The following is a 14,652-nucleotide window of genomic DNA, read 5'->3' on the forward strand; positions in this document are numbered from 1 at the left end:
CATGCTGAAGCGCTCTGGACATCTGGACAGTTTCGCGCGGGACAACCTGCCGCCGCAGGACCAATGGCCCGACTTCCTGCTTGGCGGGTTCGATTATCCGGACCGGCTGAACCTTGGCGTGGAACTGACCGATGCCATGGTGAAAAAGGGGTTCGGTGATCATACCGCGTTGATCGGGAACGGGCGCAGGCGGACCTACAAGGAGCTGGCCGACTGGACGAACCGGCTGGCGGCGGCGCTGGTCGAAAACTTCGGGGTGAAGCCGGGCAACCGCGTGCTCATCCGGTCCGTCAACAACCCGGCGATGGTGGCCTGCTGGCTCGCCGCGACAAAGGCGGGGGCGGTGGTCGTCAACACCATGCCCATGCTGCGAGCGGGCGAATTGGCCGCCATCGTGGACAAGGCAGAAATCAGCCACGCGCTTTGCGACACGCGCCTGATGGATGAGCTGACCACCTGTGCCAAGACGTCCGACCATCTGCGCACGGTGGTGGGCTTCGACGGCACCAGCAACCATGACGCGGAGCTTGACCGGGCGGCGCTGGAAAAGCCCGTCCAGTTCGAGGCCGCCGATACCGCGCAGGACGATGTGGCGCTTTTGGGATTTACCTCGGGCACCACGGGCAGCCCGAAGGCCACGATGCATTTCCATCGGGACCTCTTGATCATCGCGGATGGCTACGCGCGCGAGGTGCTGCAGGTGGTGCCCGAGGATGTCTTCGTGGGCTCGCCGCCGCTAGCCTTTACCTTCGGGCTTGGCGGGCTTGCCGTCTTTCCGCTTCGCTTCGGGGCGGCGGCGACGCTGCTGGAGACCGCCAGCCCGCCCAACATGATCGAGATTATCGAGAAATATAAGGCGACCGTCTGCTTTACCGCGCCCACGGCCTATCGTGCGATGTTGCAGGCGATGGAGGAAGGTGCAGACCTGTCGAGCCTGCGCGCCGCCGTCAGCGCGGGCGAGACGCTGCCCGCCCCAGTCTATCACGACTGGAAGGAAAAGACCGGCAAGCCGATGCTGGACGGGATCGGCGCGACAGAGATGCTCCATATCTTCATCTCCAACCGCTTCGACGATCACCGCGCCGCCTGTACCGGCAAGCCGGTCACGGGATATGAGGCCCGTATCATCGACGAACACGGTAACGATGTGCCGCACGGTGAAGTGGGTCGGCTGGCGGTGCGCGGGCCCACAGGGTGCCGCTATCTGTCGGACGCGCGTCAGGCGGCCTATGTGCAGGACGGCTGGAACATCACCGGCGACAGTTTCGTGATGGACGCGGATGGCTATCTGCATTTCGCCGCGCGCAACGACGACATGATCATCTCGTCGGGCTACAACATCGCGGGCCCGGAGGTGGAGGCCGCGCTGCTTTCTCACCCGTCGGTCAGCGAATGCGCCGTGGTGGGCAAGCCCGACGATGCGCGCGGTGCCATCGTCCAGGCCCATGTGGTGCTGGTGGAGGGGGCCACGGGCGACGCCCGGACCGTCAAGGCCCTGCAGGAGCATGTGAAGAACGCCATCGCACCCTACAAATACCCGAGGGAGGTCGTCTTCGTCGACGCGCTGCCCAAGACGCCGACAGGCAAGATCCAGCGGTTCGCGCTGCGGGAGCGGTCATGAGCGAATTCGGCGAGGCATCGGAGGGGGCGAAGATGCGCTTTGGCGATGCGATGTCCTATGGCGACTACCTTGGCCTCGAAAAGATCCTTTCGGCCCAGTCCCCCCTGTCCGATGCCCATGACGAGATGCTGTTCATCATCCAGCACCAGACCAGCGAATTGTGGATGCGGCTGGCGATCCACGAATTGCAGGCGGCGCGCAAGGTGATGGAGCATGACGACCTGCAGCCCGCGTTCAAGATGCTCAGCCGCGTGGCGCGGATATTCGAGCAGCTCAACAACGCATGGGACGTGCTGCGCACCATGACCCCCAGCGAATACACCGCCTTCCGGCCATCGCTGGGCAAATCCAGCGGCTTCCAGTCGCATCAATACCGGCTCATCGAATATATCCTGGGCAACCGTAATGCAGCGCTCATGTCGCTGCATGAACACCGCGGAGAGGACCACCGGGTGCTCAAGGCGGAACTGGCGCGGCCCAGCCTCTACGAGGCTGCGATCGGTGTGCTCTGCGCCCGGCTGGGCGCGCCTCCGCCTGCCCGGGCCTCGGGAGAAGGGGACTGGAAGGCGCTGAAGGAGGTGCAGGACCTCTGGCAAAGGGTCTACGAGGATCCGGCGCACTACTGGGAGCTTTACGAACTGGCCGAAAAGCTCGTCGATCTGGAGGATTATTTCCGCCGCTGGCGGTTCAACCATGTCACCACCGTGGAACGGATCATCGGGTTCAAGCGGGGGACGGGGGGCACAAGCGGCGTCGCCTATCTGCGCAAGATGCTGGAAGTGGAATTGTTTCCCGAATTGTGGAACGTGAGGGGAGCGCTGTAAGTGTCCGACGTGCTTAGGAAAAACGAATTCGTCCTGCCGGAGGGCGTAGTCTATCTCGATGGTAATTCGCTGGGTCCCTTGCCGAAGAAGGTCGGCGCGCGGGTGCAGCGGATGCTGGCGGACGAATGGGGCGATATGCTGATCCGGGGCTGGAACAAGGCCGGCTGGATGGACCAGCCCGCCCGGGTCGGCAATATGGTCGGGCGTCTGATCGGGGCGGCGGAAGGTTCCGTCGTCATGGGGGATACCCTGTCGATCAAGGTGTTTCAGGCGCTGGCCTCCGCGGTCAAGCTGCGCCCGGACCGCCGCGTGATCCTGAGCGATACGGGCAACTTTCCCTCCGATCTCTATATGGCCGAAGGTCTGGTGGGGCTGCTGGAGCAGGGGTACGAGTTGCGCACCGTCGCCCCCGAAGAAGTAGCCGAAGCCATCTCGGAGGAGGTTGCCGCCGTTCTGCTGACAGAGGTCGATTACCGCACGGGGCGGCTGCATGACATGAAAACCGTGACGGAACTGGCCCACGCGGCGGGGGCGGTGATGATCTGGGATCTGGCCCATTCCGCCGGGGCGCTGCCGGTGGATCTGGCGGGCAGCAATTGCGAATTCGCCGTGGGATGCACCTACAAATATCTCAACGGGGGGCCGGGGGCGCCCGCGTTCATCTATGTCCGGCCCGATCTGGCCGATAGCGTGCAACCGGCGTTGAGCGGCTGGCTGGGTCACCGCCAGCCTTTCGAATTCGATCTGAGCTACCGGCCCGGGCAGGGGATCGAGAGGATGCGCGTGGGCACCCCGCCCGTTATCCAGCTGACCGCGCTGGAAGTGGCGATGGAGCTCTGGGAGGGCATCGACATGCAGGCGCTCCGCCGCGCCTCGCTGGCGCTGCAGGAGCAGTTCATCGAAGAGATCGAATCCAAAGCGCCGCAACTGACGCTTGCCAGCCCGCGGGACCCCGCGCGGCGCGGCAGTCAGGTCAGCTTTCGCTTTGCCGAAGGCTATGCGGCGATGCAGGCGATCATCGACCGGGGCGTGATCGGCGATTTCCGCGCGCCCGACATCATGCGCTTCGGGTTCACGCCGCTCTACCTCGACGCCGGGGACGTGAGCCGCGCGGTGGCGATCATCGCCGAGGTCATGAAAGACAGCCTGTGGGATAACGAGACGTACAAGACCCGCGCGCGCGTCACCTGATGCCGTGCTTGACGGGGTGGTGCCAATCGCCCCTCATAACATCATCGAAACGGCCCGGCTAACGGGGCCGCCATACCAAGGGAGAAGGAAATGAAGTTCAAGTCATTGATCGCAGCCGCATCCATCGCGGCGCTGAGCGCGGGGTCCGCATGGGCCGATGCGCATATGGACAAGGTCAAGGTCGGTATGATCACGACGCTTTCGGGCGGTGGAGCGGGCCTTGGCATCGATGTGCGCGACGGGTTCATGCTGGCCGCCAAAATGGCCGGGAACGAGAATCTGGAGGTCGTGGTGGAGGACGACCAGCGCAAGCCCGACATCGCGGTGCAACTGGCCGACAAGATGGTGCAGTCGGAAAAGGTCGATGTGCTGACCGGGATCATCTGGTCGAACCTCGCCATGGCGGTGGTGCCTGCGGTGACCGCGCAGGGCAAGTTCTACCTGTCGCCCAACGCGGGCCCCTCGGCGCTGGCGGGCAAGGGCTGTTCGCCCAACTACTTCAACGTCAGCTGGCAGAACGACGCCTTCAACGAGGCGGCGGCCATGTGGGCCAATGACAACGACGTTAAGAACGTCTTCCTGATGGCGCCCAACTATCCCGCCGGTCAGGACATGATCGCGGGCTTCAAGCGGTTCTACGAAGGTGACATCGCGGCCGAGGTCTATACCAAGCTGGGTCAGACCGACTATGCCGCCGAGATCGCGCAGATGCGCGCCTCCGATGCAGATACGATCTATTTCTTCCTGCCGGGCGGCATGGGGATTTCCTTCATGAAACAATACGCCGGTTCCGGTGTCGACAAGGCGGTGATGGGCCCGGCCTTCAGCTTCGATCAGGGTATTCTGGGTGCCATCGGGGACGCCGCTCTGGGGGTCAAGAACACGTCCCACTGGTCGAAGGACATCGACAACGCCGCCAACAAGACCTTCGTGGAGGAGTTCCAGAAGGAATATGGCCGCCTGCCGTCGCTTTATGCAGCCCAAGGTTACGACACGGCCAATCTGCTGCTGAGCGCCATGGAAAAGGCAAGCGTGACGGATGCGGATGCCTTCCGCGCCGCACTCAAGGAAGCGGATTTCGAGTCTGTCCGGGGCAAGTTCCGCTTTGCCGAGAACCATCACCCCATCCATGACATCTTCATGCGCGAGGTGGTCAAGGAAGGCGACGTGGTCACGAACAAGATCATCGGCACCGCCGCCGCCGACCATCAGGACGCCTACGGCGGCGACTGCAAGATGTGACCGGACGGCCCCGGCGCTGTGCCGGGGCCTTTCCAACCTGCCAAGGGTCCGGGGACCCGCCCGGACCGGAGTAGAATACCCCAATGACGACGATATTGCTGATCGAGCAGATCCTGAACGGGCTGCAATCGGGCATCATGCTGTTTCTCATGGCCGCCGGGCTCACGCTCATTTTCGGGGTCATGGGGCTGATCAACCTCGCCCATGGCTCGCTCTACATGGTGGGGGCCTTCGCGGCCGCTGCCGTGGCGGCGGCCACGGGATCCTTCGCGCTGGGGCTGGTAGCGGCCTTGATCGCCGCAGCAGCGGCGGGCGCGCTGATCGAACTGGTGGTGATCCGCAGGCTCTATGACCGCGACCACCTCGATCAGGTGCTCGCGACCTTTGCATTGATCCTTGTCTTTTCCGAAGGCACGCGGTGGCTCTTCGGGTCCTTTCCGCTCTATCTCGATGTGCCTGCGGCGCTGTCGGGGCCGGTGACACTGCCCGGTGGCATCCTCTATCCGGCCTACCGGCTGCTGATCATCGGGGTCGGGCTGCTGATTGCCGTGGGGCTTTTCGCGCTCATCGCGCGCACCCGCATCGGCATCCAGATCCGCGCGGGCGAGGCGGACCGGGAGATGATCGCCGCTCTCGGGGTGGATATCTCCAAACTCTATACCCTCGTCTTCGCGCTGGGTGCCGCACTCGCCGGGCTGGCGGGGGCCATGGTAGGCGCCATCCAGTCGGTGCAGGTCGGCATGGGCGAGCCGGTGCTGATCCTTGCCTTCGTCGTCATCGTCATCGGCGGGATCGGGTCCATCAAGGGCGCGCTGGTGGGTGCGCTGCTGGTGGGTCTGACCGATACGCTGGGCGGGGTGCTGCTGCCCCTCGGCTTCGGTGCTTTCATGGACCAGTCCGCCGCGACCTCCATCGGATCGGCGCTGGCGTCGATGTCGATCTACATTCTGATGGCGGGGGTGCTGCTGTTCAAGCCCACCGGCCTCTTCGGGGAGGGGTGAGACCATGCGCCGCGAAGCCATCCTGAACATCGTCCTTTTCCTGCTGCTGCCCGTGACCGCCGGGGCGGCGCTGCTGCTGGATGAACCTTTCATCATCACGCTTGCGACCAAGGCCGCGATCCTCGCGCTGGCGGGCGTCGGCCTTAACATCGCGCTGGGGCTCGGCGGGCTCGTGTCGCTGGGGCACGCCGCCTTTTTTGGGCTGGGGGGCTATGCCATGGGCATTCTCGCCGCCCACGCGCAAAGCTATACACCGCTGATGGAGACGCCTTTCCTGATCGAGGGCACGAAGTCCATGCCGGTGATCTGGCTGGTGGCGATCGTTGTCGCAGGCTTGGCGGCACTGGCCATCGGCGCGCTGAGCCTGCGCACCAGCGGTGTCTATTTCATCATGATCACGCTCGCCTTCGGGCAGATGCTCTATTACTTCGCGATCTCATGGCCTGCCTACGGCGGGGAGGACGGGCTTTCGATCTATGTGCGCAACGGGTTTCCGGGGCTGAATACGCTCGATCCGATACAGTTCTTCGCCATCGCCTTCGTCGTGCTGGCGCTGGCGCTGCTCCTTGCCGGGCGGCTGGCGCGGTCCGCCTTCGGCCTCGCCCTTTCGGCGGCGCGCCAGAACGCGGAGCGGGTGGAGACCGTGGGCCTTGCGCCCTATCGTCTGCGGCTCGTGGCCTTCGTGATTTCCGGGGCGATCACCGGGCTTGCCGGGGCGCTTTTCGCCGACCTCAACCGTTTTGTGAGCCCGGTGATGTTCAGCTGGCAGACCAGCGGGGAGATCATGGTTTTCGTGATCCTCGGCGGGGTGGGGCGGCTTTACGGGCCGGTGGCCGGGGCGGCCCTGTTCATCCTGCTGGAACATGTCCTCGGGGGTTTGAGCGAATATTGGCACGTCTATCTCGGCCTGCTGCTCCTGATGGTGGTGCTCTTTGCCCGGGGCGGGCTGATCGGCACCGTCGCGGGACGGGAGGTGGCGCATGACTGACCGCGCGATCCTGCGGGTGGAGAACCTGAGCAAGAGTTTCGGCGCGCTGAAAGCCACGGATGACGTGTCGCTGACGGTGATGCCCGGCGAGATCCATGCGCTGATCGGACCGAACGGTGCCGGGAAATCGACGCTGATCAAACAGGTCGCCGGGGGGTTGCGCAACGACGCCGGGCGGATCTGGTTCGACGGCGAAGACGTCACGCCGCTGGGCACCGTGGCACGGGCGCGCGCGGGGCTGGGGCGGACCTTCCAGATATCCTCGCTCGCCATGGAATACACCGTGTTGCAGAACGCGGTGCTGGGCGCTTTGGGGCGGCGCGGCGGGGCCATGCGTTTCTTTGCCCCCGTGATGGCAAAGGGAGAGCTGCGCGAGCGTGCCATGGGCGCGCTGGAACGCGTGGGCCTGCAGGACCACGCGATGAAGCGCACGGCGGACCTTAGCCATGGGCAGCGCCGCCAGCTTGAGGTCGCCGTGGCGCTGACGCTGGAGCCGAAGGTGTTCCTGATGGACGAGCCGATGGCGGGGCTCGGGGCGAGCGGGTCAAAATCCATGACCGGCTTTCTCGACGGGTTGCGCAGCGAGGCACCGATCCTGCTGGTCGAACATGACATGGACGCGGTTTTCGCGCTGGCGGACCGTATTTCGGTGCTGGTCTACGGCAAGATCATCGCCAGCGGCGGGGCGGAGGACATCCGCCGCGACCCGGTGGTCCGCGAAGCCTATCTGGGTGCGGAGGACGCGGCATGAGCTTTCTTTCGGTCGAAGGCATCTGCGCCTCCTACGGGCCGTCGCAGGCGCTTTTCGGTGTGGACCTTGCGCTGGAGGAAGGCGAGGTCTGTGCCCTGATGGGCCGCAACGGGATGGGCAAATCCTCCACCATCAAGGTGATCTGCCGCATGCTGCGTCATTCGGCGGGGCAGGTGACGTTCGATGGCCGCGACCTCGGCCCGATGCCCAGCCACAAGGCCGCACAAGCGGGTCTGGGGCTGGTGCCCGAGGGGCGGCGCTGTTTCGGGCCGCTCACCGTTTATGAAAACCTGATCGCCGCCGCCCGCCCGGGCGCGTGGGACTACGACCGTGTCTGCACGCTCTTTCCGCGTCTGGGCGAACGCCGCGACCAGCAGGCGGGGCTGCTTTCGGGGGGCGAGCAGCAGATGCTGGCTATTGGCCGCGCGCTGATGACCAATCCGCGCCTGCTGATCCTCGACGAGGCGACCGAAGGCCTCGCCCCCGTGGTCAGGCAGGAGATCTGGGACGCGGTGGCGACGCTGAAGCGCGACACCGGGCTCGCGCTCATCGTGGTGGATAAATCGCTGGCTGAACTGCGGCGCGTGGCGGACCGGGCCGTGGTGCTGGAACGGGGGCGCACCGTTTGGGCCGGTGCGATGCGCGATCTGGACCGGCAGGTCGCCGATACATACCTCGGCGTCTGAGCCGGGAGAGACTCAAGGGGATCACTATGGGACATCGAGTCATTCAGCCCGAAGGCTGGGCACCGGCAAAGGGCTATGCCAACGGCATCCTCAGCGCGGACGGGCATCTTTTCGTGGGCGGCCAGATCGGCTGGACCGCGGACCAGCGCTTCGAGGCGCATGATTTCATCGGCCAGATGACGCAGGCGCTGCGCAACATCCGCGCCGTGGTCGAAGCGGCGGGCGGTGTCCCCGAGGATATCGTCCGGCTGACATGGTATGTCACCGACAAGGCCGAATACCTCGCCGCGCAGGCGGAGGTGGGCCGGGCCTACCGCGAAGTGATGGGCCGCCATTTCCCCGCCATGGCGATGGTGGTGGTCAACGCACTGGTCGAGGATGACGCCAAGGTTGAGATCGAGGCGACGGCGGTGCTTTCCTCCGCGCGGGGCTGAGTTCCGAGGCTGCCCGCCGGGGGTGTCGCACCCCCGGACCCCCGCGAAGTATTTCCGATCATGAGAAGGGGGTCTTAGCCTCGCTGGCGGAGGCCGCGGTAGACATGGGCCGCGATGAAGAGCAGCGCCGCGACCACCACGATGCTGGGCCCGGTGGGCGTGTCGAAGCGGAAGGATCCGGCGAGCCCGCCGAAAGCGGCGACACCGCCCAGCACCAGCGCCCAGAGCGCCATGACCTCGGGGCTGCTGGCGAGGGGCCGCGCGGCGGCGGCGGGGATAATCAGCATCGCCGCGATGAGCAATGCGCCCACCACCTTGATCGCCACCGCGACCGTGATGGCGAGCGCCAGTGTCAGCACCAGATCCTCGCGCGCGGGTTTCAGCCCCGCCGCCTGCGCCAGATCGCGGTTCAGCGTGGCCGCGAGGAGCGCCGACCAGCGCCATGCGAGCAGCGCGCCCACGGCAGCGGCACCGATCCAGATCACCGCCAGATCGGCGCGGGTGACGGCCAGTATCTCTCCGAAGAGATAGGCCTGCAGGTCGATCCGCCGCCCCGGCAGCAGCGAAACCGCGACCAGCCCCGCCGCCAGCGCACCATGGGCCAGCACCCCCAGCAGCGCATCCTGCCCCAGCCGGCGCTGGGTAAGACCGGTGACAGCCAGCGCCATCAACAGGGCCACGATGAGCACCCCGGCGAGGATGGGAAGTTGCGTGGCCAGCGCGAGCGCCACCCCCAGCAAGGCCGCGTGGCTGGTGGCATCGCCGAAATAGGCCATGCGACGCCAGACCACGAAACACCCCAGCGGCGCGGTGGCCAGTGCGACCCCCAGCCCCGCCAATGCCGCGCGGACCGCGAAATCATCCAGCAGGGACATCATGGGTTCGCGTCCCGGCCTGCATGGTCATGGGTGTGATCATGATGGTGATCGTGGTCGTGTGAATGGTGGTGATCGTGCCGGTAGAGCGCCAGCGCGCCCTGCGTGCCCGACCCGAAGAGCGCGCGGTACTCGGGCGCGTCCGCCACGACTTCGGGGGCGCCTTCGCAGCAGACATGCCCGTTGAGGCAGAGCACCCGGTCCGAGGCCGCCATGACGACATGGAGATCATGGCTCACCATCAGGACGGCGCAGCCCAGTTCGGCGCGCACTGCCTCGATCTGCCGGTAGAAAGACGCGGCACCCGGCTGGTCGAGCCCCTGCGTCGCCTCGTCGAGGATCAGCAGGTGGGGGTTTCCCAGCAGGGCGCGGGCAAGGAGGATGCGCTGGAACTGACCGCCCGAAAGATCCGTCATCTGCCGCCGCGCCAGATCCGCCGTTCCGGCCTGGGCCAGCGCCGCGTCCAGCGCGGCGCGCGGCCAGCGACGCGGCAGCGACAGGAACCGCCGCACCGTAAGCGGCAGCGTCGGGTCGATATGCAGCTTCTGGGGAACATAGCCGATGCGCAGGCCCGGCATACGCTCCACCCGGCCCGCATCCGGCTCCATCGCGCCGATGAGCGCGCGCAGCAGGCTGGATTTGCCCGATCCGTTGGGGCCGACGATCGTCACGATCTCTCCCTTCTCGATGGAGAAATTGACGTTTTCCAGGATGGAGCGGCCATCGCGCCGCAGGCCGAGGCCGCGGGCGGCGATGAGGCTCATGCGGCAGCCTTCCGGCAGGCGGGGCAGAGGCCCTGCGCCTCGACCACCGTGCGTTCGATGAGAAACCCGGCTTCCTCGGCCGCGGCACCGAGGCGGCCCTGCCGCGGGGTCGTCGCTGTTTCGGCGACCGACCGGCAGGCGCGGCAGATCAGGAAGGCGGGCGCATGGTCATCGCCCAGATGGGCACAGGCGAGATAGGCGTTCAGCGCCTCGACCTTGTGGGCGAAACCCGCCTTCACCAGAAAATCGAGCGCGCGGTAGGCGACCGGCGGCTGGGAGCCGAGGCCCTCTTCGGACAGTCGCGCCAGCAGGTCATAGGCCCCCAGCGCGCGATGCTCCGAAAGCAGAATTTCCAGCGCCCGGCGGCGTACCGGGGTCAGCCGCAGCTTGCGCGCGCGGCACTGGGCCTCTGCGGCGGCGAGGCCGGAGCGGACGCATTTGGCGTGATCGTGCTGGGTAAAGCCAAGGGCGGTCATGGGATGTCCTGCGTTTTGGCTATTGATATGTTATAACATACAAGGTAGCAAGCCCCGACTTTCCCAAGGAGTCCGCCATGCCCAGATCACGTTCCGCCCTGCTGACGCTCGGCCTTGCCCTGACCGCTGCGATACCGACCCTTCTCCGGGCCGAGGTGCCCCGGGTGGCGACCGATATCGCACCCGTCCATGCGCTCGTTTCCCGCGTGATGGAGGGGGCCGGGCGCGCGCCTTCGCTGCTGCTGCCGCCCAGTGCCTCCCCCCATGATTACGCCATGCGCCCGTCGGAGGCGCGCAGCCTGTCGGAAGCCGATCTGGTGGTCTGGGTGGGTCCGGTGCTGACCCCTTGGTTGGGCGGGTCCATCGACAGTCTGGCCCCCGAGGCGGAGGTGCTGACACTGGCGGAAGTGTCCGGCACGCTGGCATTGCCCCTGCGGGAGGGGGCGCTTTTCGGTGGTCACGCGCATGGCGCGGAGGAAGCATCCGAAGGGATGGACGAGCAGCATGAGGAGGATGGCCACGAGGCGGATGAGCATGAAGAAGAGGGCCATGCAGGCGGCGACCCGCACCTCTGGCTCGATCCGCGCAACGCGGCACTCTGGCTCGGCCCCATCGCGGAGGCGATGGCAGAGCAGGACCCCGACAATGCCGCGCTCTATCTTGAGAACGCCCGCGCAGGTCAGGCAGAGCTTGCCGCGCTGGAGGAGGAAATCGCCAAAACTCTCGCACCCGCACGGGGAAAGCCGTTTCTGGTCGCGCATGACGCCTATCATCATTTCGAAGCCCGGTTCGGTATAGAGGCTTCGGGCGCGCTGGCCGATACCGAAGCCCTGGCACCGGGTGCCGCACGGCTTGCCGAAATACGCGATGCGGTGCGGGACCGCGGCATCCTGTGCATCTTTGCCGAGCCGCAGACCGACCGACGCTTGCTGGAAACGGCGACCGAAGGCAGCGAGGTCCGTTTCGGCACGCTCGATCCCGTGGGGGCAGGGCTGGAGCCGGGGGCGGGCCTTTACCCTGCGCTGCTGCGTGACATGGCCGGAGCCCTGAGGGATTGCCTCGCTCCGGGGGATTGATCTGCCGCTTCGGGGCGGTCCGCTGGTGCGGAACGCCCCGGCGAAAGTTGCGTCACCCGGCGATCTTGCCGCCGCCGCGTTTCGTCACCGCCAGAACGGAGGGGCGGGGCGGCATCGCGGGGTCAAAATCCGGCCAGCGGGTGGCCGGGTCGGCAAAAGTGCTTTCCCGCTCGAACCCTTCGAGGGCTTTCGTTCCGTCCGTGCCGGGATGCTGGACGGCGAGAAAGAGCGTTTCATCGTCCGGGGTGAAATAGGGGCCGCACATCTCACCGCCGACGGGGCAGCGAAAGAAGAGCTTGCCGGTGCCGCGCGCCGGACCTTCGGTTTCCAGCGCATAGAGCCCGTCTGACTTGCCGGTCTTGTCCCACTTGCTGCCCTGATCGGTCGAAACCCAGAGCCTTCCGGCGTTGTCGATGGCACAATTGTCGGGGCTCGCGAACCAGCCGCTTTCCGACGTGTCGGGGTTCCACTGCGCACCGACGCCCGCGATCTGCGGGTCGCCACATTGCACGAGGATCGACCATGTCCCGCGCTCCGCCGCGTGGTCGCCGCCGTCTTCGCGGATCTCGATGATATGGCCGAAGGCGTTGTCGGGGCGGGGGTTGGCGGCATTCGCGTCTTCGCGCCGGGTATTGTTGGTCAGCATGACATAGACGGCGCCGTCGCCGCGGGGTTGCGCGTCCTCCGGGCGGTCCATGGGGGTGGCGCCCAGCAGGTCGGCGGCAATGCGGGCGTCGATCATCACGTCGCCCTGATCGGCAAAGCCGTTTTCGGCCGCGAGAGGACCCGTCCCATGGATCAATGGCAACCAATGCACGGTTCCGTCCTCGTCGAAACGCGCGGCGTAAAGCGTGCCTTCGGAAAGCAGTTTTCCATTGGCGGCGCGGTCGTCGGACACGGTGCCGTCGGAGACGTATTTGTACTGGTAGTCGAAACGCGCGTCGTCCCCCATGTAGACCACCAGTCTGCCGTCGCTGCTGACGGTGGTTTCGGCACCTTCATGGCGGAAGCGTCCCAGCGCGGTATGTTTGACGGGAACGGACTCCGGGTCCATCGGGTCCACCTCGACGATCCAGCCGAACTTGTTGGGCATCCGCGGCTCCTTGTCGATATTGAACCGGTCATGGAACCGGCCCCATGCATACCATTTGCCGGGTACGCCGTAGCGCCCGTATGACGTCGCCTCGGGGTTGCCGCTGTCTGCCGTTGCCGTGCCGTCGGTCTCTTCCGCGTCGCTCCAGAAGTAGCCGTGGAAATTCTCCTCCGCCATCAGCCATGTGCCCCATGGGGTCATGCCGCCCGCGCAGTTGTTGAGCGTGCCGATCACCTGTTTCCCCGTGGGGTCGTCATTGGTCTGCAGGCGCGGATGCCCCGCGGCGGGGCCATCGAGGGTCATCGCGGTCTCGAGCGGGGTGATCCGGCGGTTGTAGCGCCCGTCGCGCACCACCTGCCACTGGCCTGCGTCGTCGCGGGCGATCTCCACCACCGTTCCGCCATGGGCGGCCATCTCGATATCCACGAACCTTGCCTGCATGTCGCCGAAATCCGCCTTGTCCTGCCGGGGGGGCAGGTCGGGGAACATCACCTCTTCGTTGGTATATTCGTGATTCACGCAGAGCAGGCCGCGCTTGCCGTCATCGCCCAGCGGCAGGAACCCCACGTAGTCGTTGTTGTAGCCGAACTGGCGCAGCTGCGCCTCCGGCGTTTGGTTCATGACGTCGAATTCGGGCGCGTCGGCGGTGACCGGATCGCCCCAGCGCAGCAGGATCTGCGCATCGTATCCTTCGGCGACGTGATGGGTCGTGTCGTTGCCCCATTGTACCTCGTCAAAGACGTAGCGGCTGGTGGGGGCAGCACCTGCCGGGGTGGGGGCGACCAGAGCGGATGTGCCGAAGAGCGCGGTGGAGGCGGTAACGCCCAACATGCCCTTCAGCATGTCGCGGCGGCCGTAGCGGGCGTTGATCACATCCCCGATGGTGCGCGACAGATCCGGGTTGGTGGGGATGTCGTCGAAAGCCTCGAAGGCTTCGGCGCGGTTACCGATGGCGGGATCGTTGACGATGTCTCGGCGGTTCATGGCAGCTTTCCTCTCTGGTGGACCGATGCAGGAATTGCTGCGATTCTGTCACAGCCAGATGACAAGCGCGAGAGTTTTGCGTGAAAGGTACGAAAGAGAACGGCAAGCCGCCTATCGGTCAGACCGGGGCGCGACCGAACCCTTCGATCAACTGGCGCAGGCCGATGGCGGCGCCCACACCGATGGCGGCCAGCGTGACCGGCCCGCTGAACGACAGCACCGATATGGCTGAGATTCCCTGGCCGATGGTACAGCCCATGGCGACAACCGCGCCCACCCCCATCAGTGCCGCACCCAGTATCTGGCGGCGCAATTCGCGCGGGTCCTCGCAGGCTTCCCAGCGGAAGTGGCCGCGCCAGAGCGAGCCGAGGAACGCCCCCAGCCAGACCCCGGCGACAGAGCCGATGCCAAAGCTTAACGGGCGCACCGATCCCTGCATCGCGAACATCAGGGTATCGCCCAGGGGTGCCGCGTAGCTGTGGGAAACGATCGTCTGGGGGGCAAAGCCGGTCCGGGCAATCCAGGCGGTCAGCGCCCAGCCCGACATGATCGCCAGCCCCACGACGCAGGACCATAGCACGGCACGTATATTGCCGCGAAAGGAGGGTGCCGCGAGCATCGCGGCACAGAGCGCCAGACCGAGTGC

Annotated in this window: 15 protein-coding genes; 10 read left to right on the plus strand and 5 right to left on the minus strand. The window is 66.0% G+C overall.

Annotated elements, in window-relative coordinates:
* Nucleotide 1: 1 nt before the first annotated feature.
* From A3728_RS07255 to A3728_RS07295, 9 genes are all read left to right on the plus strand, one after another.
* Nucleotides 2-1,621 carry a benzoate-CoA ligase family protein gene (locus tag A3728_RS07255; protein ID WP_067921593.1) on the plus strand — a complete coding sequence of 540 codons (1,620 nt, stop codon included), beginning with the start codon at nucleotides 2-4 and terminating at the stop codon, nucleotides 1,619-1,621.
* Complete coding sequence (locus A3728_RS07260) at nucleotides 1,618-2,445, plus strand: tryptophan 2,3-dioxygenase (RefSeq protein ID WP_067921596.1); 828 nt, start codon at nucleotides 1,618-1,620, stop codon at nucleotides 2,443-2,445. The genes A3728_RS07255 and A3728_RS07260 overlap by 4 nt, the downstream gene beginning before the upstream one ends.
* A complete protein-coding gene (kynU, locus tag A3728_RS07265; RefSeq protein ID WP_067921598.1) occupies nucleotides 2,446-3,636 on the plus strand; it encodes a kynureninase in 1,191 nt (396 codons plus the stop codon).
* A 90-nt stretch (nucleotides 3,637-3,726) separates the two neighbouring features.
* On the plus strand, nucleotides 3,727-4,878 hold the full coding sequence (locus A3728_RS07270; protein ID WP_067921600.1) for an ABC transporter substrate-binding protein: 1,152 nt from the start codon (nucleotides 3,727-3,729) through the stop codon (nucleotides 4,876-4,878).
* Between the two features lie 83 nt (nucleotides 4,879-4,961).
* On the plus strand, nucleotides 4,962-5,879 hold the full coding sequence (locus A3728_RS07275) for a branched-chain amino acid ABC transporter permease (RefSeq protein ID WP_067921602.1): 918 nt from the start codon (nucleotides 4,962-4,964) through the stop codon (nucleotides 5,877-5,879).
* A gap of 4 nt (nucleotides 5,880-5,883) precedes the next feature.
* A complete protein-coding gene (locus A3728_RS07280) occupies nucleotides 5,884-6,867 on the plus strand; it encodes a branched-chain amino acid ABC transporter permease (protein ID WP_067921604.1) in 984 nt (327 codons plus the stop codon).
* On the plus strand, nucleotides 6,860-7,618 hold the full coding sequence (locus tag A3728_RS07285; RefSeq protein ID WP_067921606.1) for an ABC transporter ATP-binding protein: 759 nt from the start codon (nucleotides 6,860-6,862) through the stop codon (nucleotides 7,616-7,618). Before A3728_RS07280 ends, A3728_RS07285 begins: the two co-directional genes overlap by 8 nt.
* Nucleotides 7,615-8,304: an ABC transporter ATP-binding protein gene (locus tag A3728_RS07290; protein ID WP_067921609.1), complete on the plus strand. Its 690-nt coding sequence runs from the start codon at nucleotides 7,615-7,617 to the stop codon at nucleotides 8,302-8,304. The genes A3728_RS07285 and A3728_RS07290 overlap by 4 nt, the downstream gene beginning before the upstream one ends.
* A 26-nt stretch (nucleotides 8,305-8,330) precedes the next feature.
* On the plus strand, nucleotides 8,331-8,738 hold the full coding sequence (locus tag A3728_RS07295; protein ID WP_067921612.1) for a RidA family protein: 408 nt from the start codon (nucleotides 8,331-8,333) through the stop codon (nucleotides 8,736-8,738).
* Nucleotides 8,739-8,812: 74 nt separating this feature from the next.
* On the opposite strand, the gene A3728_RS07300 is transcribed toward A3728_RS07295, so the two are convergent.
* The 3 genes from A3728_RS07300 to A3728_RS07310 are packed head-to-tail and all read right to left on the minus strand — an operon-like array spanning nucleotide 8,813 to nucleotide 10,853.
* Nucleotides 8,813-9,607 (minus strand): metal ABC transporter permease, encoded by a 795-nt coding sequence (locus tag A3728_RS07300; protein WP_201722120.1) that lies wholly within the window; start codon nucleotides 9,605-9,607, stop codon nucleotides 8,813-8,815.
* Between the two features lie 5 nt (nucleotides 9,608-9,612).
* Nucleotides 9,613-10,377, minus strand: a complete 765-nt coding sequence (locus A3728_RS07305) for an ATP-binding cassette domain-containing protein (protein WP_067921615.1) — start codon at nucleotides 10,375-10,377, stop codon at nucleotides 9,613-9,615.
* Nucleotides 10,374-10,853: a Fur family transcriptional regulator gene (locus tag A3728_RS07310; protein ID WP_067921618.1), complete on the minus strand. Its 480-nt coding sequence runs from the start codon at nucleotides 10,851-10,853 to the stop codon at nucleotides 10,374-10,376. Before A3728_RS07310 ends, A3728_RS07305 begins: the two co-directional genes overlap by 4 nt.
* Before the next feature lie 77 nt (nucleotides 10,854-10,930).
* On the opposite strand from A3728_RS07310, the gene A3728_RS07315 reads away from it, so the two are divergent.
* Nucleotides 10,931-11,929, plus strand: a complete 999-nt coding sequence (locus A3728_RS07315) for a zinc ABC transporter substrate-binding protein (RefSeq protein ID WP_067921621.1) — start codon at nucleotides 10,931-10,933, stop codon at nucleotides 11,927-11,929.
* Between the two features lie 52 nt (nucleotides 11,930-11,981).
* Here the strand turns inward: A3728_RS07315 and A3728_RS07320 are convergent, their stop codons facing one another.
* Both A3728_RS07320 and A3728_RS07325 read right to left on the minus strand, forming a co-directional pair.
* Nucleotides 11,982-14,006, minus strand: a complete 2,025-nt coding sequence (locus A3728_RS07320; protein WP_067921625.1) for a PhoX family protein — start codon at nucleotides 14,004-14,006, stop codon at nucleotides 11,982-11,984.
* 118 nt (nucleotides 14,007-14,124) lie between these two features.
* Nucleotides 14,125-14,652 (minus strand): YeeE/YedE thiosulfate transporter family protein (locus A3728_RS07325; RefSeq protein ID WP_161489581.1); only part of this gene is annotated, 528 nt, incomplete at its 5' end.

The sequence above is a fragment of the Sulfitobacter sp. HI0040 genome (genome assembly GCF_001634885.1).
In the GTDB taxonomy this organism is placed as follows: domain Bacteria; phylum Pseudomonadota; class Alphaproteobacteria; order Rhodobacterales; family Rhodobacteraceae; genus Sulfitobacter.